This is a genomic window from Specibacter sp. NPDC078709, assembly GCF_040686795.1.
GTDB lineage: Bacteria > Actinomycetota > Actinomycetes > Actinomycetales > Micrococcaceae > Specibacter.
In genome coordinates this window covers 296,889-321,440 of record NZ_JBFBLU010000004.1, presented here as the reverse complement: position 1 = coordinate 321,440, position 24,552 = coordinate 296,889, and the positions used below count along the sequence as shown (strand labels likewise).

Here is a 24,552-nt window from a genome sequence, read left to right as displayed (position 1 = left end):
GGGCCCGCCGTCGTACGCGGGAGGACTAGGAAGCTGGGTGGAACAACTTCCCGTTGACCCGCTCGGAGGCGCCCACGCGATCCAGGTACGGGGTGATACCGCCCAAGTGCATGGGCCAGCCGGCACCAAGGATCATGCACAGGTCGATGTCCTCGGGCCCTGCCACCACACCCTCGGCCAGCATCAGTCCGATCTCTTCGGCCAGTGCGTCCTGAGTCTTGCGCAACAGCTCCTCACCCGTGGACGGCGTGCTGCCAAAGCGAAGCAGCGCCACGGTGTCGGCCGGGATGGAGACGGAACCGTCCTCAGCAGTCTCCCACAGCCCCTTCTTGCCGGCGTCGATCAGTGCCTGCTGGTTCGCCGAGACGTGGAAGCGATCGCCAAACGCAGTATGCAGCGACTCCGTGACATGCTGCGCCACCGGGATACCCACCATCGCCAGCAGCGTGAACGGCGTCATCGGCATGCCCATGGGGCGCAACGCGGTATCGGCGGTGTGCGCGTCGGTGCCCTCATCGAAGGCCTTGGAGACCTCGGCCATGAGGCGCAACAGCACACGGTTCACCACAAACGCTGCCGCATCCTTGACCAGCACAGCGGTCTTGCGCAACGCCTTTGCGGTGGCAAACGCGGTGGCCAGGACGGCGTCGTCGGTCTTGGGCGCGCGCACAATCTCCAGCAACGGCATGACGGCCACAGGGTTGAAGAAGTGGAAGCCCACCAGGCGCTCCGGATGTTTCAAGTCCTCGGCCATGGCCGTGACCGACAGCGATGAGGTGTTCGTGGCCAAGATGCACTCGGGGGAGACGATCGCCTCCACCTCAGCAAACACGGCCTTCTTCACAGACAGTTCCTCGAACACTGCCTCGATCACGAAGTCGGCATCGGCAAACACGTCCTTGGACACCGAACCGGTCACCAGCGCCTTGGTCCGGTTCGCCGCATCCTGGCTGATCCGACCCTTGGCCAGCAGCTTCTCCACCTCGCCGTGCACGTACGCCACGCCCTTGTCCACGCGGGCGGCGTCGATGTCGGTCATCACCACCGGCACCTTGAGTTGACGGGCAAACAGCAGCGCAAACTGCCCAGCCATCAGCCCGGCGCCCACCACGCCCACCTTCGTCACAGGCCGGGCAAGTTTCGGATCCGGAGCACCAGCCGGACGCTTGGCCCGCTTCTGCACCAAATCCAAGAACGCGTACACCGTATCGCGGAACTGCGGCGTGCCCATGAGCTCCGCCAGCGCCGCATCCTCAGCCGCAAACGATTCCGCCTTCGTGAAATGCTTGCCCTTCTCCAGCAACTCGATCACCTTCGCCGGGGCCGGGGCTGCGTTGGAGGTCTTGGCCTCCACAAACTTCTTGGCACGCACGACGGCGGCATCCCAAGCCGCGCTGTTTTCCTCGCTCAGCGGTTCGCTCACCGCGTTGGGGCGGCTGGGGCTTTCGGCACCAGCAAGCACGCGGGCTGCCCAATTCAGCGACTGTTCCACAAAATCAGCGGGCTCAAACAGGGCGTCGGCAATGCCGAGCTTGTACGCGGCCGGGCCGCTCAGCGTGCGGTTATTGCTGAGAGCGTTTTCAATCATGACCTGTACGGCGTTGCCCGGGCCGATCAAGCGGGGGAGCAGGTACACGCCACCCCAGCCGGGGACCAAGCCGAGGAATGCCTCGGGCAGAGCCAAGGCGCCAGCACCTGTGGAGACGGTGCGGTAGTTGGCGTTGAGAGCGATCTCAAGGCCACCACCCAGGGCAACGCCGTTGATGAACACAAAGCTGGGAACGCCCAGATCATTCAGCGTGGAGTAGACGTCGTGGCCCAACTGTGCCATCCAGAGTGCAGCGTCGGGATCCTTCAGGCTCTTGACGGCTGAGAGGTCTGCGCCGGCCACCAGGAAGAACGGCTTACCGGTGACGCCCACGCCGAGAATTTCACCCCGAGCGGCGCGCTCACGCTGTGCCTCCAGCGTGGTGCCCAATTCCACAAGGGTGTTGGGGCCCAGCGTGGTGGGACGGCGATGATCCAGGCCGTTGTCCAACGTGATCAGGGCAAAGGTGCCAGCGCTCGGTGCGCCGTCCACGCCGGGAAGGGCGATGTCCTGCACGTAGGAGTGCGTCACAACCTCATCGGGGAACATGTCTGCGAGTTTGGTGAAGTCCTGGGCGCTCATGCTGCGCTCCCTTCGGTGGTTGCGGAGGTGATGCCTGCGGTGGCTGAACCGTCAGTGCTTGCGCCGGTGAAGTGCGGGTTCTCCCAGATCACGGTGGCGCCCATGCCCAGGCCGATGCACATGGTGGTGATGCCGTACTGCACGGAGTGGTCCTCTTCGAACTGGCGGGCCAACTGGTTCATGAGGCGCACGCCGGAGGAGGCCAGTGGGTGGCCCACGGCGATGGCGCCACCATAGCGGTTTACGCGAGGATCGTCGTCGGCAATGCCAAAGTGGTCAAGGAAGGACAGCACCTGAACGGCGAAGGCTTCATTGATTTCGAACAGGCCGATGTCCTCGATGGTGAGCCCGGCCAGGCGCAGTGCCTTTTCGGTGGCCGGAACGGGGCCAATGCCCATGACCTCGGGGGCCACGCCGGCGAAAGCGTAGGTGACAAGGCGCATCTTGACGGGCAAACCCAGCTCGGCGGCAGCTTCGGCAGAAGCCAAAAGTGAAGCCGTCGCGCCGTCGTTCAATCCAGCCGCGTTACCGGCGCTGACGCGGCCATGGGCGCGGAATGGAGTGCGCAGCACGGCAAGATCTTCAAGGGTGGTGCCGGGGCGGGGCGGTTCATCCACGGTGTTGACGGTCCAGCCGGCGCCGGGCTTCATGGTTGCCACGGGAACCAGATCGGGCTGGATCTGATCCTTGGCGTAGGCGGCGGCGAGCTTGTTCTGGCTGGCCACGGCGTAGGCGTCGGTGCGGTCTTTGGTGATGGCCGGGAAGCGATCGTGCAGGTTCTCAGCCGTGTTGCCCATGTTCAGGGCGGCCGGATCCACAATGCGTTCGGACAGGAAGCGCGGGTTCGGATCGGCTCCGGCGCCCATGGGGTGGTGGCCCATGTGCTCCACGCCGCCGGCAATGACAACGTCATAAGCGCCAAAGCCAATGCCCGACGCCGTCGTCGTCACCGCGGTCATGGCGCCAGCGCACATCCTGTCGATGGCAAATCCGGGCACCGACTGCGGCAGTCCGGCCAGCAGTGCCGCGGTGCGCCCAATGGTCAGACCCTGATCGCCGGTCTGTGTGGTGGCGGCAATGGCAACGTCGTCAATGCGCTCGGCGGGCAGGGAAGGGTTGCGGCGCATGAGCTCGCGAATGCACTTCACCACCAGGTCATCGGCGCGGGTGTTGGCATAGATGCCCTTCTCCCCGGCGCGGCCAAAGGGGGTGCGGACGCCGTCAACAAAGACCACGTCCCTGATCTGCCGATTTTGGCTCACGTCTAACTCCTTGGTTGCAAACATTGGATGTTCTCTCCAGCCCAGCTTAGCCGGGGGAAGGTGTGTCGCAACTCATGTTACTAGCGGGTAACTTAGAGGTCAAAACGAGGTGGATCGGGCCGGAGTGCAGCCCTTAACCAGCTCGAGCGGTGAGTAGTGAGCAATGTTTAGATAAAAAACATTGCTCCCTACTCACCGCTCGGGTGCAAGGAAGAGCGCGTGAGCTAACTGACGCTAGGCGTGATCGTTCTTAGCTTCTTTGGGTTCCCTCGGCGCTAGCGGCTCGGGGTTGAGCATGGCATCCACTAAGAGAGGTGCGGTCTTCTCGATCTGCCAAGCGCGGGCGCCCAACTCTGCAAGCGCTGCCGAAATGGCCTCCACCGTGATTTTCGACGGCGGACGCCAGCACACGCGGCGCAGATGATCCGGGGTCAGAATGTTCTCTGACGGGATGCTTAATTCCTCGGCGAGTTCGGCCATCTTGGTGCGGGCCGTGGCGAAACGTGCGGCTGCCACTGGATCACGCTCGGCCCAGACTCGCGGCGGCGGGGGAGTGTTGGTGGAGACCTGCAGGGGCGGCAGATCGCTACTGTTCTTGGCGCTCTGGATTGCGTGCAACCATTTGGGGGCGTCACGTTTGGCTGAGCGGCCGTGGAAACCGGCCAGCGCCAACAGGGCAGGTACCGTGGAGGGCATGCCTTTCGCGGCGGCGATGATGGCCGAATCCGGGATCAAGCGGCTCGGTGCAATATCGCGGTGCTCGGCGAGCTTCTCACGGGTCTGCCACAGCTCCCGAACAGCACCCAGTTGGACGCGGTTACGGATGGTGTGGGATCCGGAAGTGCGGCGCCACGGATCAACCCGGGGTGCGGGAACGCCAGCGTCAATGAGGTGCTGGAATTCCTGGGCTGCATAGTCAAGCTTGCCGTCCTGCTCCAACAAAGCAAGGAGTTCCTCTTCAAGATCCACGAGAACTTCAACGTCCAGTGCGGCGTAGCGCAGCCAGGGCTCAGGCAAGGGGCGGGTGGACCAGTCGGCGGCGGAGTGTTCCTTGGCCAAATGGAAGCCCAACAGCGTTTCCACCACCGCACCCAGTCCCACACGTGGCAGCCCAGCAAGACGGGCAGCGAGCTCTGTGTCAAAAAGTTTTTCCGGCCACATGCCCACGCCTGCGAGGCAGGGCAGGTCTTGGCTGGCAGCATGGAGAATCCATTCGACGCCGCGCAGCGCCTCATCAATGATCTTCAGATCATCAAAAGCTTCGGGGTCAATCAACCATGTACCGGCACCTTCGCGGCGGATCTGTACCAGCATGGCGCGTTGGCCGTAGCGGAAACCTGAGGCGCGTTCGGTGTCAACGGCCGCCGGGCCATGCCCTCCGGCGAGTGCTGCGGCGCAGCGCCTCAGCGCCGGATCAGAATCAACGACGGCGGGAATCCCGTCACGGGGCATGTCTAGATCGACTAGCTCGGGCAGTTCGCCCAGTTCCATCTGGACGCCATCGATCAGCACTGAAGTCAGCGGTGCGGGGGCCAGATCGGTGCTGGCACGGCCCGCCGAACCGGAGGCAGAAGTACCCTCGCGCCCTACGGTTGTAGTACTGCGGCCTTGATGTGTTGTCGACATTTTGGCCCTGGCGCGGCTGTGTGTGCTTGTTTCTGCATTGGTCATGATGCTCTTAGTCTACCGAATGGCGAAGGAAAGGCCCTTAAATTGCCTTCTGGGGTCCGGGCTGACGAACAGTGAACAGCTCAGCCGTTGGGTCGAGGCCGCCGCTGTGGGAGTAAGGTCACGCCGTCGGGCACGGGCGGCAAACCTGCAAAGGTACAGACAATGTCCACCCAAGCATCCAGATGAGACCTCATATCGCGGCCCTCGGGAGTCCACGAGGCACGCAACTCAATATCGATGGCGTCGGGCCGAGATGCCAGCGAGCCATACGATTCCGAGAGGATCCGTGTGGCGGTGCCACCAGCGTTGCTGTGCCGTGCGCCATGCTCATCCAGAGACTCAACCAGCCACGCCCAAGCAACATTGCCCAGGAGGGAGTCGTTGCCAATATCGGCTTCGAGTTGCGCCCGAATGTAAGTGACGATCCTGAACGTCCCGCCCCAAAGATCGGAGCCGTTGGGGTCATGCAGGAGGATGAAGCGGCCGGTGGCGAGTTCTTCGCCTTCCAGCAAAACCTCTGCTCCGAGAGCAACTCCGTAGGGCGCCAGCCGGGAGGGAGCGGGTACTTCAGCTAGCGTGAGCTCGCTGCGATGCGGGGCAGCACGCAAACCAACCAAGGCTTCTTGGAAGTCGGCAGGCAGTTGGAGATCGTGGCTCACATGTGCAGGTTATGACGTGAGCGGGACAAAGCGCGACAGGCGCGCCGAATCAGGTACGGAGCCGCCCCTGATGGGATGCAGCGCAGGCGCCGGATCGGACATCGCTAGCCCGGTCCGGCGCCCAAAAAACACGCACCCAAAATTGCCCCAAAGGCGCCCCAAATTGCCTCAAGGCGCCCCAAAAACCGGAGCGCCGTCAAGCGGTACGCAGGAGTGCAGCTAGGCCTGAAGCTCCCTGCGCACCGCCGCTGCGAAGGCATCGATATCTGCTTCGGTGGTGTCGAAGGAGCACATCCAGCGAACTTCCCGTGCCGCGGCATCCCAGTCGTAGAACTTGAAGTTCTGGCGCAGCCGGTCAGCCACACCCTCGGGCAGAATCGCGAAAATACCGTTCGATTGGGTGGCCTGGGTGCACTGCACGCCGGGCAGATCCTCCACGGCGGCGCGCAGCTTAGCCGCCATGGCGTTGGCATGAGAAGCCGAACGCAGCCAGAGATCATCGCGCAGCAGCGCCAGCACCTGAGCCGAGATGAAGCGCATCTTAGACGCCAACTGCATGTTCATCTTGCGCAGGTAAATGAGGCCGTCGGCGGCGCTCGGGTTCAGCGCCACAACAACCTCGCCAAACATGATGCCGTTCTTGGTCCCACCAAACGAGAGGACATCCACGCCAGCATCGGAGGTGAATTCGCGTACAGGAACACCCAAGTAAGCGGCCGCATTGGCCAACCGGGCGCCATCCATGTGCACTTTCATACCCAAGGAATGGGCATGATCGCAGATGGCGCGCACTTCCTCCGGCGTGTAGCAGGTGCCCAGTTCGGTGGTCTGCGTGATGGAAACGGCCAGCGGCTGCGCACGGTGCTCGTCGCCGAAACCCCACGCTTCCTTGTCGATCAGTTCCGGGGTGAGTTTGCCGTCAGCAGTAGCAACGGGCAGCAGCTTCATGCCGCCCACACGCTCCGGCGCCCCATTTTCATCGTTGTGGATGTGGGCCGTGGCCGCGCACACCACAGCACCCCAACGCGGCAGTAACGATTGCAGCCCCACCACATTGGCGCCCGTGCCGTTGAACACGGGGAAAACGTCCACCTCTTTGCCGAAAAGCGTGCTCATCTCCTCGCGCAGCCGGGCCGTGTACACGTCCTCGCCGTACGCCGTCTGGTGTCCGCCATTGGCTGCGGCCAGGGCGGCGAGTACCTCCGGGTGGATGCCGGAGTAGTTATCTGAGGCGAAACTGCTCACAGAGGGGTCATGGAGTTGTGCGTCGATGTTCACGATGCCTTTCAGGTTATGAGTTGCTGTCAAGAATAATGCGTGCGCCGTTGAGCTCGGCCGCGGGCGTGCTGAACAGCTCCGCCACAGCCTGCCCCAAAACGGCCACGTCAGTGAATCCGGGGAAACGGCGTTCGGGGGAGCGGGCGCGCATGCCATCATCGAGTAGCGCCTTCACCACAAGTACGACGCCGGCCGCCCCACCTTCGGAAGCTCCGTCGCCGTCCGCTGTCCCGGCTTCGCTATCTGCGGGGGAAACGGCCGCGAAGCCAGCCGCCACGGACCGCACCCACGTTTCCGCGGCCGCCTTGATCGAGGCATAGTTGGCGTCCCCAGCGCCCGGAGCCGTGACAGTGGTGGAGGAAACGATGGCCAGCCGGCCCACGGGCGAAGCCGCGAGGTCGTCGTAAAACGCACGGCTCGTGGTGCGCAGCGTGGTCAGCACTGTTGTGTGGAGGAAATCCCAATCGGCATCGCTCTGAGACGTGATCCCCGCACCTCCGCGCCAGCCGCCCACCAAATGGATCAGGCCATCCACGGGCCCGAACCCTTCGTGGATATCCTCGGCCAGATCGGCCACGTCCTCGGGATCACCAAGATTACACGCCAGGGGGACGGCACCGGCGGTGAGGCTAGCCGCCGCCTGGATCCGTCCGGCGTCGGACCCTACTGTCAACACACGCATACCAGCGCCAAGCAGGGCTTGGGCCACGGCAACGCCGGCGGCACTGCTGCCGCCGGCGATTACTACCAAAGGACTAGTCATGCCTCCAACACTACCCACCTACGCGGCGCTGGTGCCGGTGATGCCCGCGGTGGATTCGATGACGGTACGCATCTTCTTGTTCAGCGCTTCGTAGAACATGGAGAGCGGGAATTCGTCATCCATGACCCGATCTGTGATCTCGCGCAGCGGGGCGCTCAGCGGCAGGGCGTCAGGGCCCTTCGCCCAGGTGGACGCAGGGTTCGGGGTCACCGTGGCCGAGACCAGCTCATAGGCGGCCAGCCAATGCGCCAACTTGGGACGGTCGATCGAGCGCCAATACAGCTCCTCAATCTCGTGTCCCAGCGCAATGACCACGGCCGGTACTTCGGCCCAATCAATGGTCAGCTTGGTGTCGGTCCAGTGCAGCACATGGTGCTGGTGCAGCCACGCGAACAGCAACTGTCCACCGAGACCGTCGTAGTTGCGAACGCGCGTGCCGGTGATGGCGAAGCGGAAAATACGGTCAAAAATGACGGCGTACTGGACCAGTTTCGCGTGCTTGCGCGCCTCGGGAGAGGCACTCTCATCAGCCTCCACAGCCACCGATTCGCGGTACGCCGTGAGATCACAGCGCAGTTCCTCCAGCGAATACAGGAAGTACGGCATGCGCTGTTTGATCATGAATGGGTCAAACGGCAGGTCCCCGCGCATGTGGGTTCGGTCATGGATGAGGTCCCACATGATGAACGTTTCCTGTGTCAGGGACTGGTTCTCCAGGAGTTCGAGCGCGTCTGCCGGCAATTCCAGCCTGGTCACCGCAGCTGCCTCCCGGACCACGCGACGGAAGCGGGCGGCTTCGCGGTCCTGGAAAATGGCCCCCCACGTGAAAGTGGGAGTTTCCCGCACGGAGACGCTTTCCGGGAACAGTACGGCGGAGTTGCTGTTGTAGCCGGGGGTGAAGTCGAGGAAACGCAGCGGCACGAAGAGCTTGTTGGAGTAGTTCCCGGCTTCCAGCTCGCCAATGAATTCAGGCCAGAGCGTTTCCACCAGAACGGCCTCAACGAAGCGTGACGTTGAACCGTTTTGGGTGTACATGGGGAACACCACCAAGTGCCCCAGTCCGTCAACACGGTGTTCTTGAGGGTTGAAAGCCAGCAGCGAATCCAGGAAGTCCGGTACGCCCAGGCCAGCTGTCACCCACTTGTTGAAGTCAGCCACGGCCAGCTCAAGGTAGCGGGCGTCGTGGGGGAAATGCGGGGCCAAGGTCTCCATCGAAGCTGTGATGGTCGCGATCAGTTTCGTGGCGGCGGCATGATCTCCAGCCTCGGGGACGGAGCCGTCCTTGGCCTGCAAGTCCTGCAATGCGGTGGCGGCCTGTTTCAGGGCAAGCCATGCAGGGCCCTGGGCCAAGGCGGCGTAGTCGAAAGTGCTGATGCCGCCGCTGGTTTCGATCGTGATGCTCATGGCAGTTTCCCCTGGCTACTCGGATGCCGGAGGAGTCCCGGCTAGATTAATTCCGAGCCTAGCAATGGAATAGCAAAGCTAATGTAAAAAGTGCCTAAGCATAAGAGACTCTTGGTCTCGATGGCTTTAAGGGACCTTGTGGCGACAGTTCCCGTGAGCCTTCGAGTCAACCTCCCCGCGGGCCTGCTTCTCAGCCTTCGCGCAGGGTCATTGAGATGGAGTTAATGCAGAAGCGCTCATCGGTGGGGGTGTCATAGCCTTCACCCTTAAAGAGGTGACCCAGATGCGAATCGCAGGCGGTGCAGCGCACTTCAATGCGTTCCATCCCCAAGGTGTTGTCATGCAGGTACCTCACGGAGCCTTCTGCCAGCGGGGCGAAGAAGGACGGCCAGCCGCAATGTGAAGAGAACTTCTCCTTCGAGGTGAAGAGTTCGGCCCCACAAGCACGACACTCGTACACCCCCTCCTGCATGGAGTCCCAGTATTCACCAGTGAAAGGACGTTCGGTGCCTGCTTGGCGCAGCACCTGATACTCGGCGGGGGAGAGTTCTTCACGCCACTGGGCATCGCTCTTCACAACGGCAGGGGCAGTGGGCGCAGGGGTGGCGGGGTTGGTGGAATTCTCAAAGCTGTTCATACTCATGCCAACGTTCAGGAGTCGCCAATAAATCCCGAATCGGAATACAAATGCAAAACCGGCAGCCCCAACTTGCGTTGCGCCTGGTGCGCCCAGTCCTGGCGGAAGGTGTCTGCAACGGCGTGGGGGCGGGTGACCACCACCGCCTGCCGGGCACCGGACTCGGTGACCTTGGCGACCAAGGAGGCAACGGCGTCGCCCTCGGCAACCGTGCCGGAAGCCTTGGCGTCCCCTGCTGACAGCACCGCCAGGGAGGCGGCGAGAATTTCCGTAGCCTCGGCCTTCACTGTGGCGGCATCCGGTTTTTCACGGAATTCGCGCAGGGCGCCGGGCACATCAAGCATGGTCAACTGGTCAACGACGTCCACGAAGAGATTACGATGCGTGTCCGCCGGCACCAGCAGCACCAACTCCACGTCATCCCCTGGCCCGTAGAGGTTAGTGATGTTAGCCACGTCAGTGGACGTCAGGGCTTCTTCGGTCAAAATGATGATCTGCTCGCTCATGGCACCAGCTTAGGCGCCCATGCACCATAAACAATGACCACGGCCCAAGTTGTGCGAAGAAAGTTACGAACCTCCCGGTGTGCCGCTCGACGGGCCGCCGGGCAGTGGGCACAATGGTGGCATGGCTTCCTCTTCGCAGCAGTCCAGTCCATGGCTCAAGTGGGGTGCCCTCGGGGCCGCCGCGGCAGGCACCGGAGCGGTAGCGGTGGTGACGGCAACCTCCGCTCTGGCCGTCTACTTCGCCCGGCGCATCGTCACGCCGGAGAAACAACGGATGGACGACGTCGCCGTACTGGCCGTGATCTCCGACGGTCCAGAGCTGCAAATCGTGCTCGAAGCCACCCCGGACACCATCATCGAGGGCAGTTACGGGCTGTACTTCAACAACAGCCGCGCCCACGCCGTCATTGGCCGCATCCTCTCCTATGTGCCGCGCGAAGGCAGCGTCACCCGCGAGGTTCTATCCGTCCACGGCGGTGATTTGCGCACGGCAACGGCAGGCTGGTGGTCCGGTAATTTGCATGCTCACCCGGATGAGATGGGCTTGGCGTTCGAGGATGTGACGCTGAATCTGCCCGACGGCCCGGCCCCAGCGTGGCTGCTGCCCGCGCCCTCCGCCGGAGCTACCTGGGCCATCATGGTGCACGGGCGTGGCGCCACCCGCAACGAAGGTCTGCGTGCTGTTCCCACCGCGCACCGCCTCGGCATGAACGCCTTGCTGATTTCCTACAGGAACGACGGCGATGCCCCCGCCGCGCCCGACGGCCGCTATGGGCTGGGGGTCACCGAATGGGCCGATGTAGAAGTGGCCATCGACTATGCCATCGCCCACGGCGCCAAGGACGTAGTGCTTTTTGGCTATTCCATGGGCGGGGCCATCAGTTTGCAAACAGCTGATCTGGCCCGGAACCGGAAACACGTCCTAGCCATGGTGCTGGACGCCCCGGTCATCAATTGGGTGAATGTGCTGGCTCACCAAGCGCAGCTGAACCGCATCCCGAACTTCATCGGCCAGTACGCCGAGGTTATGCTGACTCATCCACTGGGGCGGCGTATCACTGGGTTGGCTGCACCGGTAAACCTCAAGAGCATGGACTGGGTGACGCGAGCAGTGGAGTTGCGGACGCCGTCGTTGATTCTGCACAGCATCGACGACGACTTTGTCCCCTATGAACCCACCGCAGAATTGGCCAGGCGGAACCCCGAAATGGTGACGTTCGAGCCGTTCTCCAAGGCCCGGCACACTAAAGAATGGAATGTGGACCGGGAGCGGTGGGAGAACGTGGTGGAAACCTGGTTATCGCCCCGATTGGGGCGACACAGCCTGCCACGGCACTAGGCTTGCCGAGTTGGGCTGCCGATTTTTGCTGTTGTGGCCTTGGTAATGGTGATCAGATCCCTCGGGGCCAGCTCGATATCGAAGCCGCGGCGGCCACCGGAGACCAGGATGGTCTCGTGGTTCAGCGCCGATTCGTCCAGTATGGTGGGGGAGTGTTGGCGCTGGCCAATGGGCGAGATGCCACCCAATACATAGCCGGTGCGGCGTTGGGCAGTGGCGGGATCCGCCATAGTGGCCTTCTTATGGCCCAAAGTCTGAGCCATGGCCTTCAGATCTAGGGTTCCATCCACGGGCACAATAGCAACTGCCAGAGTTCCGGCCACATCCGTCATCAGGGTTTTGAACACCCGGGCTGGCTCGATCCCCAAAACCGTTGCCGCTTCCATGCCGTAGTTGGTGTTGGCAGGATCGTGGTCGTAGGGGTGTGCGGTAAAACTGATCCCGGATTGGGTGAGTGCGACGGTTGCCGGAGTGCCGGTACCTGCTGCACCATTTTTCGAGGCAGTGTTCTTCTTGGCCATGGCATCAATTATGGCAGCACAAAGCCCCGGCTCCCCGACGTAGTCGAGGTCAGAGAACCGGGGCTTTGCTACAGCGAGCGAATGCCGGCCAGCCTAGGCGGCCGGTCGCAGCCCACCGTTGATCTTGCGCTTGACGCGACCCAGCATGGCGGACATGCCGCGCATGCGAAGAGGCGAAATAGCGCGGGTCAGACCCAACTGTTCGGGCATGTCATCCGGTACGGCGAGGATTTCTGCTGCGGTCAACCCGTCCAAACCCTCAAACAATACGGAAGCAAAGCCGCGCGTGGTGGGTGCCTCGGGAGGTGCCTGGAAGAACAGACGCACCACCTCGCCGTCGTCCGTCTTTTCCGATTCCACCGTCAAAAACAGTGGTGACTGGCATTCCACCACCTGCTCCAAGAGCTCGGGGTGATCCTTGAGCCGGTCCGGCAAAGGCGGCAGCGACTTGGAGAAGTCCAGTAATAGCGTCAGCCGGTCCCGTTCTCCCAGTTCCTGAAAATCCTTGACGATCTCGGCCAATGCAGCTGGCAGTGCTTGTGAAGTAGTCATCGACTAAAGCGTACGTTTCTTTTCTGTTGGGTGTAAAACGTGGTGGTTAGTTTGCCGAGACGGGGAGTTCGCCGCGCTCGGTGCCCACGGCGATGGGGACGCGAACGGCGTTGCCCCACTCGGTCCAGGAACCGTCGTAGTTGCGGACGGTCTCGAAGCCCAGCAAGTATTTCAGGGCGAACCAGGTGTGGCTGGAACGCTCGCCGATGCGGCAGTAAGCAACCACGTCGTCGCCCGGAACCAAACCGGCTTCGCCGAGGTACAGCGCCTCGAGTTCTTCACGTGAGCGGTACGTTCCGTCTTCGGCAGCGGCGCGGGCCCACGGGATGGATGCGGCGGTGGGGATGTGACCGCCACGCAGCGTGCCTTCCTGGGGGTAGGCGGGCATGTGGGTGCGTTCGCCAGTGTATTCCTCGGTGGAACGGACATCGATGAGCGGCTTGCCCAAGTGCGCCAGGACATCTTCCTTGTAGGCGCGGATGGGGGCGTCGTTGCGCTCCACGACCGGGTACTCGGGGGAGGGTGTTACCTCGGTGGCGTCGGTGGTCAGCTCGCGGCCTTCGGCAATCCACTTGTCACGGCCGCCGTCAAGCAGGCGAACGTCTTCGTGACCGAACAGGGTGAAGACCCAGAGCGCGTAGGCGGCCCACCAGTTGGACTTGTCGCCGTACACAATGACTGTGGAATCGCGGGAGATGCCCTTGGCCTGGGCGAGCAGTGCAAAAGCCGCGCCGTCAATGTAGTCGCGGGTGACGTCGTCGTTCAGGTCTGTGTGCCAGTCAATCTTGACAGAACCCGGGATGTGGCCGGTCTCGTACAGCAATACGTCCTCATCGGATTCAACCACCACAATGCGCCCGTCCGTTGCGGCGCCGTCGGCCAGCGCGGCGGCCAGCCACTCGGTGGAAACCAGGCGCTCCGGGTGGGCGTACGATGCGAACTTCTCATTTGTTTCTACTGCTACTGGCATGATGCCCCTTCTAAACTAGGTGGTTCATAGCTGGTGCCGCATGGTCGGGGCAGCAGCTGAACCTCTCATTGAGCGTAACCATGGGGGAGCCCTAAAGCTTCCTTTCGTTAACGCTACGCAATATGGCGTGGGTATTCTTAGAAACGTGAGTTGTGGACCCCATGCTGTGGTCTGCGCAAATTTCTTGATGATCGGAAATCTTTCTTGGTACAGGTTGAGCAACTTTCCACGCGCCGCCCGGCGGTTTCGGTGGATGAACTGCTAGCGGGTTTTGTCCCATCACCGCGCTTTGGTGAGGTTTCTTTCGATAGCTACCGCCCGGATCCCTCCCAACCCTCGCAAGCGGAGGCAGTGACTCTGCTGAAGGGTTTTGCCAACGATACGGCGAAGAAGCCGGCTGCGGGTGGTCTGCGGAAATTCTTCGGAGGCAAAGCTAAGGCCAAGTCCAATGGTGCCGGCGGACGTGCCGGGATTTATCTTGATGGCGGCTTCGGCGTGGGCAAGACCCACCTGTTGTCATCGCTGTGGCATGAGGTTGAGGGCCCCAAAGCCATCGGCACCTTTGTGGAGTACACCAACTTGGTGGGAGCGTTGTCATTCCGCAAGACGGTCGAGGCATTGAGCACGTACAAGTTGGTGTGCATTGACGAGTTTGAACTCGATGATCCGGGCGATACAGTGCTGATGTCGCGCCTCATGCGCGAATTGGCCGACGCCGGAGTGCGGCTCGCGGCCACCTCTAACACACTGCCCGGATCCTTGGGCGATGGGCGCTTTGCCGCCGTCGATTTCAAGCGAGAGATCCAGGTGTTGGCCGACCAGTTTGAGATCCTGCATATTGATGGTGAGGACTTCCGCCACCGTGGCCTGCCCACACCCCCCGAACCGGTAGCCAATAGCGATCTAGACTCGCGCATGCGTCAGGACTTTCCTGGGCGCACCGTTGCTGTTGACGACTTTAGTGTTCTGGTTGACCACTTGGCTGGCGTCCACCCGTCCCGCTACCGGCAGATGCTCTCCGATATCGACGCCGTGGTGTGGCGCAATGTGCACACCATCACCGAACAATCGGTGGCTTTGCGCTTTGTGGTGCTGGCTGACCGACTATACGACAAGGACGTGCCGATCCTGGCCAGCGGTGTCCCACTGGATCAGTTGTTCACCCCTGAAATGATGACCGGTGGATACCAGAAGAAGTACTTCCGTGCCGTCTCGCGCCTGACAGCTTTGGCCCGTGAGGCACAAGAAATTGGAGACCGTCAGCCCGTTGGCTGACGACGGTTTGCTTTAGCTTCTTGTCTTAGTTTTATCTTAGTTTCGTCTTAGTTCGGGGAATGCGAAAGGCCCCGGTGCCGTCTCTCGACAGTACCGGGGCCTTCTTTGACGCCATTCAACAGGGCGAAGGGGTCAGGCTACTTGCCTGCGCCATCTACAAAGTCTGACGCTGCTTTCTGGACTCCGTCCACCTGATCCTTGAACTTGTCGCCGGTCTTCCCGTCAACAAAGTCCCCGGCCTTCTCGATGCCACCCTTGATAGCATCTTCGTTACCGTTGATCAGTCCTTCGGCCTTGCCCTTGATATCGTCAAAAATAGACAAAAGGCACCTCCCTTCGTTCCTGGGGCTATTGGCGCCCCAACTTTTTCTAGCCTAGTGGCTGTCCTCACGTTGTCAACGACATTTCTTTCAATTGTGCCGAAGGCTGAAGGGCTGATTTCACGCCTATGTGTCATCCCTGTGTATTCATCACTACGCGGCGATCGTAGCCATTGAGCGGACGCTCCACGTGGCCCGGTCTTGACCAAGCACTAGTTCAAAGGTGACCAGGGGAGTCTTTGGGTTGTGGCCGATCCTTGCCTGCACCTGCCACACTTCCACGTCCATGAGGCGAGGTAAGCGCCGGGCAGTGTGCCACCAATCCACCCGTTCGAACCAGCGCACGGGCTGCACGCCCACATGCCACATCCTGCCGCCCCTGACAAAAGAAATCGGGCCACCGCTGCTCATCGTCACTTCTACACTCACCATGTCTTCACTCACCATGCAGGGCACGCTACCGGCAGGCACTGACAAAGATTCGGAGCTCTAGGTTTGGAGTTAGTGCTCGGGGGTCTCGACGGGCTAGGCCACCGGTCAGGCAATGGTGGCTGCGCTGGACGGGACGGCCGCTATGTGGTTACGGGCTGGATTTGAAAACGCAGATAATGCGATGAAAACCGCGAATTTGTCGCGTTATCTGCAGTTTCGACCAGGTTCAGCGCATCATCTGCTGTTTCGAAGCAGAACCCACTGACGCGCCCGGGCTGTACACACATTTTGGCCGCTAACCCGCTAACCCGGGGATCCCCCATTTCTGGCACGAAAAAGCCCTTCTCCTCAGCGTGTGTGCTGAGCAGAAGGGCTTTCTTTTATGTGGGCGATACTGGGTTCGAACCAGCGACCTCTCCGGTGTGAACGGAACGCGCTACCACTGCGCCAATCGCCCAATTCACGTGCACATCCCTGAAGGGCTATGCGTGATCCTTGGTGCGTTGAAAACAATAGCCCAAACTTTCCCCTACTCATAATCGCTCCTGCAGGAACATGACAGGAACGTGAGCCGAGCCAGGCGGGGCCTCTCAGCGCTTGCCTGATGGAACAAGATGTGACGATGGCCTCACGATAAATTTTCTCCGCGGCGCCCCCAAATGGGCCCAAAGTGGGTCTAAATGACACCTTTGTAATTCGAATGGGAAACCTCAGATCCGCACCAACTCAACGAAGCATGGCGGTTGGGTCTGCTCTCGAGGGTTCGCGAGGATGTTCGATTTGGTGTTTCGGATTCTGCTCATGTAATGTTTTCACCGCAGCAACACGGACTACCGAAGCGGAAACGCCGAGAGAAGAAAATGTCGCTTATGCGGTTGTAGCTCAGCTGGTAGAGCACCACCTTGCCAAGGTGGATGTCGCGAGTTCGAATCTCGTCAACCGCTCGCATGACACCATTTCAGTTCGCATGGTGGGGTGGCCGAGAGGCGAGGCAACGGACTGCAAATCCGTGCACACGGGTTCGAATCCCGTTCCCACCTCCATTTGGCTGATCCAAAAGTATTTTGCTGTATAGTTCAGCGAGATGCATTTGGGCGATTGGCGCAGCGGTAGCGCGCTTCCCTGACACGGAAGAGGTCACTGGTTCGATCCCAGTATCGCCCACGGATGAATGTAGTTCATTCCTTCAGAGCAATCTGAGAAGTAGTAATGCGGTTGTAGCTCAGCTGGTAGAGCACCACCTTGCCAAGGTGGATGTCGCGAGTTCGAATCTCGTCAACCGCTCGGAAAATGTTGTGAGACTGCCGGAATCTTTGGGTTCCGGCAGTTCCATGCAGGGCAACTCCATGCAAGACCACGGCTTTCATTCACATGAAATCATTGGGCGATTGGCGCAGCGGTAGCGCGCTTCCCTGACACGGAAGAGGTCACTGGTTCGATCCCAGTATCGCCCACGGATGAATGTAGTTCATTCCTTCAGAGCAATCTGAGAAGTAGTAATGCGGTTGTAGCTCAGCTGGTAGAGCACCACCTTGCCAAGGTGGATGTCGCGAGTTCGAATCTCGTCAACCGCTCCATCTAAAGACTGCCGAATCCCCAGGGGTTCGGCAGTTTTTTTATTGTCCAACGAAGCGCCGGCCATAGCTGCCGGTCCTGACTTGTCCACAGGCTGCGGATCACCTGCGGCACAGTGTCGGACGGAAGTGGAATAGTAGAAGCATGACAGCTCCAGCTTTGGCCCACAGCACAGAATTAGGGCGCATGTACGCCCGTTCCCTGCAAGACCCGCCCAAGGTCCCCTCCATCACCACAGTGATTGGGCAACAATCCACGTCTTTGGATGGATGGATCGGATACATGGCGGCCACGGCCGTGGTGAAACACCCCGATCTAAGTTCAGCCGTGGGTAATCCCGGTCAGTTGCGCACTGTAGTACGCGACAGCTCCAACGCCGCCGAACAGTTTCGCGATGCCGCTGCGGCCCGTGGAGACAGGGTTCATAACTACTGCGAACAGGTGGCTTTGCGCGCCTTGGATATGCCACACCAGCTGGCCGAAGCCAAGGAATCGCTGGCCGAACACGGCGAAGAGAACTTTGCGCTCCGCTTTGACAACTGGTGGAGCGAATATAACGTCCAGCCGCTGCGCCCGGAAATCACCGTGTGGAATGAGACTCTGGGCTATGCCGGAACCTTGGACCTAGTGGCGACCATTGGTGGACGTTTGTGCATCATCGATTACAAGACCAAGGGCACCGACCGCAACGGTCAGGTCAAGAGCCTGGATGCGAAGGTGGTCATGCAGCTCGTGGCCGGGATGAAGGCCGAAGAGTCGATCATTGACGAGGCAGCCGGCACCTGGGAGGCCTGGAAATACGGTCAAGATCCCATCCTGCTGGGCGTAGCCATTGGCGAAACGGAAGTTCGCACCTTGCAGGCCAACCCTCAGGTCCTGAAAGCGCACTGGTTCAAGTTCGCCTCATTGCGGCGAGTGTGGCAAACCTCATTGGAAGCGGCAGAAGCGGGTACTCCATTGCTCGATATTGCGCCTCCCGGGCAGTAACCGCCAACTAGACTTGTCCCAAAGCAGTTCCACAGGCCTGATTCGGCCTGCATCAATTCCAAAGTGAGGTGCCCTCCCATGGCCATCCTGAGCATTCGCATCATTGGCGACCCTATCCTGCGAACCGTTGCCGAGGAAGTGAGCGACTTTGGCCCCGAGCTGGCCAAGTTGATTTCCGACATGACCGAAACCATGCACGATGTCCGTGGAGCCGGGCTGGCCGCACCCCAGATCGGTGTCAACAAGCGCATCTTTACTTACTCCGTGGACGGTGCCGAAGGGCACATCATCAACCCGGTGTTGGTGGCCAGCGACGATATGGCCCCCGGCGAGCCAGAGGGATGCCTCTCCGTGCCCGGACTTGGCTACACCGTGTCTCGCCAGCGCTGGGTGCGTATCACCGGGGTTGATCAGCACGACAAGCCACTGGACATGGAAGCCACAGGCACCTTGGCCAAGTGCTTCCAGCACGAAACAGATCACCTCAACGGCAAGCTGTATGTTGATCGACTCGAAGGTGAGGACCGCAAGGACGCGCTCCGGGCCATTCGCACGGCGAACTATCACGATGTTACAAATGAAACCGTAGCCAAGCGCGCCAAGACTGTGGGCTCCGCCTTTGGTGGCTCATTCGGTGCAGGCGCGGGCGCTAGTGCTGGTGCTGGCACCGGCGCAGGAGCCGCCCAATGAGGGTCCTCTTTGCCGGAACCCCCGCCGTAGCGTTACCGTCCCTGGAAGTCCTGCGCGAGGCAGGCCATGAGATCGTCGCCGTGCTGACTCGTCCCGACGCGCCGCTGGGCCGCAAAAGGGTCATGACGCCGTCGCCCGTTGCTGCCCGCGCCCAAGAGCTGGGCCTGCCCGTCATCAAGGCAGACAAGATCGACGCCGAAGCTGCCGCGGCCATCGCCGCCGCGGCCCCCGAGGTGGCCGCCATTGTTGCCTACGGTGCCCTGATCCCAGCCTCCGCACTGACCCTGCCCACGCACGGCTGGATCAACCTGCACTTCTCACTGTTGCCAGCCTGGCGCGGTGCGGCACCCGTGCAGCACGCCGTCATTAACGGCGACGAGATCACCGGCGCCTCGACGTTCCTGCTCGAAAAGGGACTCGACACCGGCCCGGTCTACGGCACCATGACAGAGACGATTCGGCCCACCGACACCAGCGCCGCCCTACTTGAACGGCTCTCACACAGTGGAGCAATCCTGTTGGCACAGACCATTGACGGCATCGGCGCCGGAGCCCTGACCGGGATTCCCCAGCAAGGCGAGATCTCGCTGGCTCCCAAGCTCACACTTGAAGACGGCCACGTGGCCTGGGGCGAACCAGCACTGGCCATCAACCGCCGTATCCGGGGAGTCACCAGCGAACCCGGCGCGTGGACCATGTTGGCTGGACAGCGTTTCAAACTGGGACCTGTGCTGATGCGTCCGGACGTAACAGATTTGGTACCCGGGCAACTACTCATCAGTGGGAAAATCGTTGTGGTGGGCACCGGATCGCACGCCGTGGAGCTCGTGGACGTGCAACCTGCAGGTAAAAAACTTATGAAGGCAACAGACTGGGCCCGCGGCCTAGGCAACAAGGAAGATGTGGTGTTTGAATGACCAGCGAGCAAGGCGGGCGTTCCAGCCACCAGAGCAGCCACCAGGGCAACAGCCAAGGCGGCGGCGTCCGGCGTCGTGATGATTCCGGGCGCGAACGCAACCGTAGCACCGGCCGCAACCGGACCGAGACCGCGCCGGGCCAGCGCACCCGCGTGGCCGACCCCGCGCGGTTGGTGGCCTTCGAGGTGCTCCGCGCTGTCTCGGCCGATGACGCGTACGCCAACCTGGTGTTGCCGGCCCGTATCCGCAAGCACGGATTGGATCGCCGCGACGCCGGTTTCGCCACCGAGCTGACCTACGGCGCGCTACGTGCCCAAGGCACCTACGACGCCATTTTGGCCACCTGCGTTGACCGTCCTCTCAGCGAACTGGACCCCGCCATTCTGGACGCGCTGCGCATTGGCGCCCACCAGCTCATGGCCATGCGCGTGCCCACCCACGCCGCCCTGGATCAGACCGTTGGTCTGGCCCGTGCCGTGATTGGGGCCGGGCCGTCCGGTCTGGTCAATGCCGTGCTGCGTAAGGTTGCAGCCAAGGAACTCCCGGAATGGATTGAACAGCTCACCGAGGGCCTGAGCGACGACGTCAAGATCGCCTCCATTGAGCACGCTCACCCCGAGTGGATCGTCCGTGCGATGCGCCAGGCGCTGGTGGCTCACGGTCGCGACGTCTCCGAAATCACAGCCCTGCTGGAAGCCGACAACGCCGCCCCCGTGGTCAACCTTGTGGCCCTGCCCGGTTTGGGCGATCTCTCTGAAGCCTTCGAAGCTGGCTTCACCCCGGGCGAGCTCGTGGCCGATTCCGCGCTCTCATCCGGTGGCGATTTGGGTCGCCTTGACAGTGTCCGCGACGGCTCCGTCCGCGTTCAGGACGCCGGCTCGCAGCTGGTGGCCCGTGCCTTGGCTGGCGTAGAGATCTCCGCTGAGAAGAACGACGGCGAGGAGCGCTGGCTTGATCTGTGCGCCGGACCGGGTGGTAAAGCAGCCCTGCTGGCTGCCTTGGCCGCACAAAAGAATGCTTGGTTGCTGGCTAACGAGCCGGCTCCTCACCGCGCCAAACTTGTTTCGCAGGCATTGGCCCCTGTTCCGCAGGACGCCTGGACGGTACGGACCGGAGACGGCCGCGACATTGGTAAGGAGCACCCCGGCGCGTTCGATCGCATCCTGGTCGATGCGCCCTGCACAGGTCTGGGTGCCTTGCGCCGCCGTCCCGAATCACGCTGGCGCCGCAAGCTCTCCGACGTCACCGAGCTGGGCCCGCTGCAGCGTGAGCTGCTCACCTCGGCACTTGACGCCGTCAAACCCGGGGGAGTGGTGGCCTATGTGACCTGTTCGCCGCATATTGCCGAAACCATCGCCGTGGTTGAAGACGCCATGCGCAAGCGTCCTGAACTGGAGCTGATCGATGCCGGTGCCGCCCTTGATGCGGCCAGCATCAGCGGTTCCGTGGGCGCCGGCAACACCACAGCCTCCGTTCCCGGACACCGGATGATGGCCCAGCTGTGGCCGCATATCCACCAGAGCGATGCCATGTTCTTGGCTCTGATCCGCAAGAATTGATCCGCAAGAACTCGGCCTAAGAACTGAACCGCCAGCCCAACAATCCCCGCACAATAGATGAGGTAACTTTCGTGAGCGCACCCCTTGCCTGCTGCATCAACCCCAGCATCCTCTCCGCCGACTTTGTGAATCTGCAAGCCGAACTTGCCCGGATTTCCAACGCCGACGCCGTCCACGTGGACGTCATGGATAACCGTTTTGTGCCTAACCTGACCATCGGGTTGCCCGTTGTGGAACGCATTCAGCAGGTCAGCCCCATTCCCTTGGACGCGCACCTGATGATCGCCGACGTGGACCGCTGGGCGCCGCTTTATGCAGACGCGGGTCTAGCCTCGGTGACCTTCCACGTGGAAGCCTCCGACGCCCCCATCAAACTGGCTCGGGAACTGCGTGCCAGGGGCGCGAAGGCGGGCATGGCGCTGCGCCCGGCAACCGCCGTCGAACCTTATCTGGACATGCTCGAAGAGCTGGACATGTTGCTGATCATGACGGTGGAGCCGGGCTTTGGTGGACAGGCATTTTTGGACGTGACGCTGCCCAAGATTCGGCGCGCCCGTGCGGCCATTGAGGGCAGTGGCGTCAACGTCGCCATCCAGGTTGACGGCGGCATCACCGAGGAAACCATCACCCGTGCGGCCGAAGCCGGCGCCAACGTATTCGTGGCCGGCTCCGCCGTCTACGGCAAGGCATCACCTGCCGAAGCCATTGAATCCCTGCGCGCCAAGGGCCAACTGGCCTTCGGCTAACCCTCTGCTAAAACATGTTCGGGCGTGCCGGAATAAACCCGGATCGTCCCAACTTGTAACAACATGAAGCTTGGCACCATAAAAGGTGTCATAATAAGAAAAAAGTCGCCCGCAACCGCGGGTGCGCAAATGCAGTATCACGTGCTCCGGGGTCGGTGTAATTCCGAACCGGCGGTTATAGTCCGCGACCCGCGCGCAGCCAGCTGGAAACAGCCACGCAGCGCACGGTTGATCTGGTGAAATTCCGGAACCGACAGTTAAAGTCTGGATGGGAGAAGCACGATACAGTCTTGACCGTCAGGTCAGGGGTGTGGTGGAAGTAAGCCAAAAATCCGCCACTATTCCTGCACCCTGCGCCTTTTCTGTACGTTACCCCCGGAGCCATCGCGGTCTCGAAAGGGCAAGGTAACGATGGACTTTCTGCGATGGCTCTTTGACGCCAAACTAGAATTCGCCGACGGCGGATTCCTCCTCTGGCGCGAAGTCATAGGCAATCTTTTTGGGCTCGCCAGCGCCCTCGGCGGTATGCGCCGTAAAATCTGGGCCTGGCCGGTGGGCATCATCGGCAACCTGCTGCTCTTCACCGTCTTCATGGGCTCGGTCTTCGGATCGCCCGACCACGTGAACCTGCTGGGCCAGGCCGGACGCCAAATCATGTTCATCGCCGTCTCCATTTACGGCTGGCAGCGCTGGAATCAGACCCGCCACCAGAAGAAAGACGCCGGCACTCACGTAGGCGAAGCCGTTGAGCCCCGCTGGGCTGGGGCCCGGGTACGGTGGCTCTTGGTGGCTGCCATGGTGGGCGGAACTGCCATTCTCACACCTATCTTCACTGCGCTGGGATCCTACGAACCGGTCTGGGCCGACGCCTGGATCTTCATGGGCTCCCTCCTCGCTACCTACGGCATGGCCAAAGGCTGGGTCGAGTTCTGGCTGATTTGGGTCGCGGTGGACTTGGTGGGTGTGCCGCTGCTGTTCAGCGCCGGATATTACGCCTCGGCCTTCATGTATGTCTTCTATGGTGCATTTACTTTGGCCGGTTTCTTCGTATGGTGGGGGGTGCGGCGCAACGCAGATGCCCAAGCCCGGCAGGTGTCAGTTGACGCAACGTTCCCTGACATAACCGTGAGCAACACAGCGAGCAACACTGTGAGCAACAGAGAGGCCAAAAAATGATCTTTGACACCATCGACGATGATTCCTTCAAGAACGAGCCCGAGTACTTCACCTCAGCCGAGACGTTGGGCATGGAAACTGCTCTCTCTGCAGCCCGTCAGGGTGTGCGCAGCTCAAACCCGTTGGTGGGTGCTGTCATCATTGACTCCGACGGAACATTCCTGGCCATTGGCTATCACAAGGGTGCTGGATCGCCCCACGCCGAAGCGGATGTCATTAACCGTTTGTTGGGCACCGGAGTCAAGCGCGACCTCTCTGCTGCCACACTCATTGTGACCCTTGAGCCGTGCAGCCATGTGGGCCGCACGGGCCCCTGCACTCAAGCCATTTTGGATGCCGGGATTGGCAACGTTGTTTACGCCGTTGCGGACCCACACATACCGGCCGCCGGAGGGGCGCAGATCCTCCGTAACGAAGGCATCAACGTGCGCATGGGCCTCATGGCCGCCGAAGCGGAAGACCTCAATCGCCGCTGGTTCGTGGCTGTCCGCGAAAACCGACCGTTCATTACGGCTCGGTTGGCCCAGACAGTTGACGGCCGGATCGCCGCCGTTGATGGCACGAGCCAGTGGATCACCTCGCAGGCATCACGCCAGGACTCGCACGAATTGCGGGCCCGGGTTGACGCCATTGTGGTGGGCACCGGAACCGTCATGGCAGATAACCCGCGCCTCACGGCACGCGCAGCTGATGGTTCGGACGCGGCACAACAGCCGCTGCGAGTGGTCATGGGTATGCGTGAAATCCCGGCCGACGCCGCGGTGAGGGGCGCCTCTGGCACCCCAAGCAGCCCGGACCGCCTGGGTGATGATGACTTTCTGGCCCTGCACACTCACGATCCGGCCGCCGTCGTGCGTGAACTCCACGGACGCGGGGTGGGCCACCTCATGATTGAGGGAGGCGCGCTCATCAACGCCGCGTTCCTTGCCCAAGGGCTGGTGGATGAACTGGTCGTTTATCTGGCACCAACCCTCCTGGGTTCAGGCATTCCTGCCCTCACCGATCTGGGTGTCGGCACGCTGGAGCAGGCGCAGCGCTGGGAATGGGATGCCACCACAACCGGCCCCGTGGAACTCCTGGGTCCGGACTTGAAATTGACGCTGATGCCGGCCAAGGTGCCCGCCAGCGAGCAAGGAAGCTGAG

Annotated in this window: 23 protein-coding genes, 7 tRNA genes and 1 riboswitch; of the genes, 15 read left to right on the top strand and 15 right to left on the bottom strand. The window is 61.6% G+C overall.

Annotated features, from left to right (window positions below):
* Positions 1 to 25: 25 nt before the first annotated feature.
* The 9 genes from AB0P14_RS10195 to AB0P14_RS10155 form a co-directional block, all read right to left on the bottom strand.
* Positions 26 to 2,170 carry a 3-hydroxyacyl-CoA dehydrogenase NAD-binding domain-containing protein gene (locus AB0P14_RS10195; RefSeq protein ID WP_363841266.1) on the bottom strand — a complete coding sequence of 715 codons (2,145 nt, stop codon included), beginning with the start codon at positions 2,168 to 2,170 and terminating at the stop codon, positions 26 to 28.
* On the bottom strand, positions 2,167 to 3,432 hold the full coding sequence (locus AB0P14_RS10190; RefSeq protein WP_363841263.1) for an acetyl-CoA C-acyltransferase: 1,266 nt from the start codon (positions 3,430 to 3,432) through the stop codon (positions 2,167 to 2,169). Before AB0P14_RS10190 ends, AB0P14_RS10195 begins: the two co-directional genes overlap by 4 nt.
* Before the next feature lie 234 nt (positions 3,433 to 3,666).
* On the bottom strand, positions 3,667 to 5,103 hold the full coding sequence (locus AB0P14_RS10185; RefSeq protein ID WP_363841260.1) for an HRDC domain-containing protein: 1,437 nt from the start codon (positions 5,101 to 5,103) through the stop codon (positions 3,667 to 3,669).
* An 80-nt stretch (positions 5,104 to 5,183) separates the two neighbouring features.
* The gene (locus AB0P14_RS10180) at positions 5,184 to 5,762 is read right to left on the bottom strand and encodes a DUF3000 domain-containing protein (protein WP_363841257.1); all 579 of its coding nucleotides are present in this window, start codon (positions 5,760 to 5,762) and stop codon (positions 5,184 to 5,186) included.
* Between the two features lie 219 nt (positions 5,763 to 5,981).
* Positions 5,982 to 7,070: a low specificity L-threonine aldolase gene (locus AB0P14_RS10175; RefSeq protein ID WP_363841255.1), complete on the bottom strand. Its 1,089-nt coding sequence runs from the start codon at positions 7,068 to 7,070 to the stop codon at positions 5,982 to 5,984.
* Entirely contained in the window at positions 7,054 to 7,803 is a 750-nt protein-coding gene (locus tag AB0P14_RS10170) for an SDR family oxidoreductase (RefSeq protein ID WP_363841252.1), read from the bottom strand. Before AB0P14_RS10170 ends, AB0P14_RS10175 begins: the two co-directional genes overlap by 17 nt.
* An 18-nt stretch (positions 7,804 to 7,821) precedes the next feature.
* Positions 7,822 to 9,207, bottom strand: coding sequence for a DUF6421 family protein (locus AB0P14_RS10165; RefSeq protein ID WP_363841249.1), 1,386 nt, complete (start codon positions 9,205 to 9,207; stop codon positions 7,822 to 7,824).
* Positions 9,208 to 9,397: 190 nt separating this feature from the next.
* Positions 9,398 to 9,844, bottom strand: a complete 447-nt coding sequence (gene msrB / locus AB0P14_RS10160; RefSeq protein ID WP_363841443.1) for a peptide-methionine (R)-S-oxide reductase MsrB — start codon at positions 9,842 to 9,844, stop codon at positions 9,398 to 9,400.
* 14 nt (positions 9,845 to 9,858) lie between these two features.
* On the bottom strand, positions 9,859 to 10,350 hold the full coding sequence (locus tag AB0P14_RS10155) for a hypothetical protein (protein WP_363841246.1): 492 nt from the start codon (positions 10,348 to 10,350) through the stop codon (positions 9,859 to 9,861).
* A 121-nt stretch (positions 10,351 to 10,471) separates the two neighbouring features.
* On the opposite strand from AB0P14_RS10155, the gene AB0P14_RS10150 reads away from it, so the two are divergent.
* A complete protein-coding gene (locus AB0P14_RS10150) occupies positions 10,472 to 11,689 on the top strand; it encodes an alpha/beta fold hydrolase (RefSeq protein WP_363841243.1) in 1,218 nt (405 codons plus the stop codon).
* Here the strand turns inward: AB0P14_RS10150 and ybaK are convergent.
* The 3 genes from ybaK to AB0P14_RS10135 form a co-directional block, all read right to left on the bottom strand.
* A complete protein-coding gene (gene ybaK, locus AB0P14_RS10145) occupies positions 11,686 to 12,210 on the bottom strand; it encodes a Cys-tRNA(Pro) deacylase (protein ID WP_363841240.1) in 525 nt (174 codons plus the stop codon). The genes AB0P14_RS10150 and ybaK overlap by 4 nt on opposite strands.
* 93 nt (positions 12,211 to 12,303) lie before the next feature.
* A complete protein-coding gene (locus AB0P14_RS10140; protein ID WP_363841237.1) occupies positions 12,304 to 12,762 on the bottom strand; it encodes a SufE family protein in 459 nt (152 codons plus the stop codon).
* A 46-nt stretch (positions 12,763 to 12,808) separates the two neighbouring features.
* Complete coding sequence (locus AB0P14_RS10135) at positions 12,809 to 13,732, bottom strand: sulfurtransferase (RefSeq protein ID WP_363841234.1); 924 nt, start codon at positions 13,730 to 13,732, stop codon at positions 12,809 to 12,811.
* A gap of 204 nt (positions 13,733 to 13,936) precedes the next feature.
* Here AB0P14_RS10135 and zapE point away from each other — a divergent pair, with 204 nt between their 5' ends.
* Positions 13,937 to 15,007, top strand: coding sequence for a cell division protein ZapE (zapE, locus tag AB0P14_RS10130; protein WP_363841231.1), 1,071 nt, complete (start codon positions 13,937 to 13,939; stop codon positions 15,005 to 15,007).
* A 137-nt stretch (positions 15,008 to 15,144) separates the two neighbouring features.
* Here the strand turns inward: zapE and AB0P14_RS10125 are convergent, their stop codons facing one another.
* From AB0P14_RS10125 to AB0P14_RS10115, 3 genes are all read right to left on the bottom strand, one after another.
* Entirely contained in the window at positions 15,145 to 15,330 is a 186-nt protein-coding gene (locus AB0P14_RS10125) for an antitoxin (RefSeq protein ID WP_363841228.1), read from the bottom strand.
* Between the two features lie 150 nt (positions 15,331 to 15,480).
* A complete protein-coding gene (locus AB0P14_RS10120; RefSeq protein WP_363841225.1) occupies positions 15,481 to 15,774 on the bottom strand; it encodes a hypothetical protein in 294 nt (97 codons plus the stop codon).
* A 370-nt stretch (positions 15,775 to 16,144) separates the two neighbouring features.
* Positions 16,145 to 16,216, bottom strand: a tRNA-Val gene (locus tag AB0P14_RS10115).
* A gap of 414 nt (positions 16,217 to 16,630) precedes the next feature.
* Between AB0P14_RS10115 and AB0P14_RS10110 the strand changes: the two genes are divergently transcribed.
* The 13 genes from AB0P14_RS10110 (at position 16,631) to ribD (ending at position 24,551) form a co-directional block, all read left to right on the top strand.
* Positions 16,631 to 16,703: transfer RNA gene (locus tag AB0P14_RS10110), tRNA-Gly, on the top strand.
* 25 nt (positions 16,704 to 16,728) lie between these two features.
* Positions 16,729 to 16,802: transfer RNA gene (locus AB0P14_RS10105), tRNA-Cys, on the top strand.
* A gap of 49 nt (positions 16,803 to 16,851) precedes the next feature.
* Positions 16,852 to 16,923 (top strand) — tRNA-Val (locus AB0P14_RS10100).
* A 47-nt stretch (positions 16,924 to 16,970) separates the two neighbouring features.
* A tRNA-Gly gene (locus tag AB0P14_RS10095) sits at positions 16,971 to 17,043 on the top strand.
* Between the two features lie 98 nt (positions 17,044 to 17,141).
* Positions 17,142 to 17,213 (top strand) — tRNA-Val (locus AB0P14_RS10090).
* A 47-nt stretch (positions 17,214 to 17,260) separates the two neighbouring features.
* A tRNA-Gly gene (locus AB0P14_RS10085) sits at positions 17,261 to 17,336 on the top strand.
* Positions 17,337 to 17,478: 142 nt separating this feature from the next.
* Positions 17,479 to 18,321, top strand: a complete 843-nt coding sequence (locus AB0P14_RS10080) for a cytochrome (RefSeq protein ID WP_363841222.1) — start codon at positions 17,479 to 17,481, stop codon at positions 18,319 to 18,321.
* A 78-nt stretch (positions 18,322 to 18,399) separates the two neighbouring features.
* Positions 18,400 to 19,011: a peptide deformylase gene (gene def, locus AB0P14_RS10075; RefSeq protein WP_363841220.1), complete on the top strand. Its 612-nt coding sequence runs from the start codon at positions 18,400 to 18,402 to the stop codon at positions 19,009 to 19,011.
* Positions 19,008 to 19,928: a methionyl-tRNA formyltransferase gene (locus tag AB0P14_RS10070; RefSeq protein ID WP_363841217.1), complete on the top strand. Its 921-nt coding sequence runs from the start codon at positions 19,008 to 19,010 to the stop codon at positions 19,926 to 19,928. Before def ends, AB0P14_RS10070 begins: the two co-directional genes overlap by 4 nt.
* Positions 19,925 to 21,487: a transcription antitermination factor NusB gene (locus AB0P14_RS10065; protein ID WP_363841214.1), complete on the top strand. Its 1,563-nt coding sequence runs from the start codon at positions 19,925 to 19,927 to the stop codon at positions 21,485 to 21,487. Before AB0P14_RS10070 ends, AB0P14_RS10065 begins: the two co-directional genes overlap by 4 nt.
* A 71-nt stretch (positions 21,488 to 21,558) precedes the next feature.
* Positions 21,559 to 22,233: a ribulose-phosphate 3-epimerase gene (gene rpe / locus AB0P14_RS10060; RefSeq protein WP_363841211.1), complete on the top strand. Its 675-nt coding sequence runs from the start codon at positions 21,559 to 21,561 to the stop codon at positions 22,231 to 22,233.
* 138 nt (positions 22,234 to 22,371) lie between these two features.
* A riboswitch (FMN riboswitch) is annotated at positions 22,372 to 22,517 on the top strand.
* Between the two features lie 127 nt (positions 22,518 to 22,644).
* On the top strand, positions 22,645 to 23,409 hold the full coding sequence (gene pnuC / locus AB0P14_RS10055) for a nicotinamide riboside transporter PnuC (RefSeq protein ID WP_363841208.1): 765 nt from the start codon (positions 22,645 to 22,647) through the stop codon (positions 23,407 to 23,409).
* Entirely contained in the window at positions 23,406 to 24,551 is a 1,146-nt protein-coding gene (ribD, locus tag AB0P14_RS10050) for a bifunctional diaminohydroxyphosphoribosylaminopyrimidine deaminase/5-amino-6-(5-phosphoribosylamino)uracil reductase RibD (RefSeq protein ID WP_363841205.1), read from the top strand. The genes pnuC and ribD overlap by 4 nt, the downstream gene beginning before the upstream one ends.
* Position 24,552 lies beyond the last annotated feature (1 nt).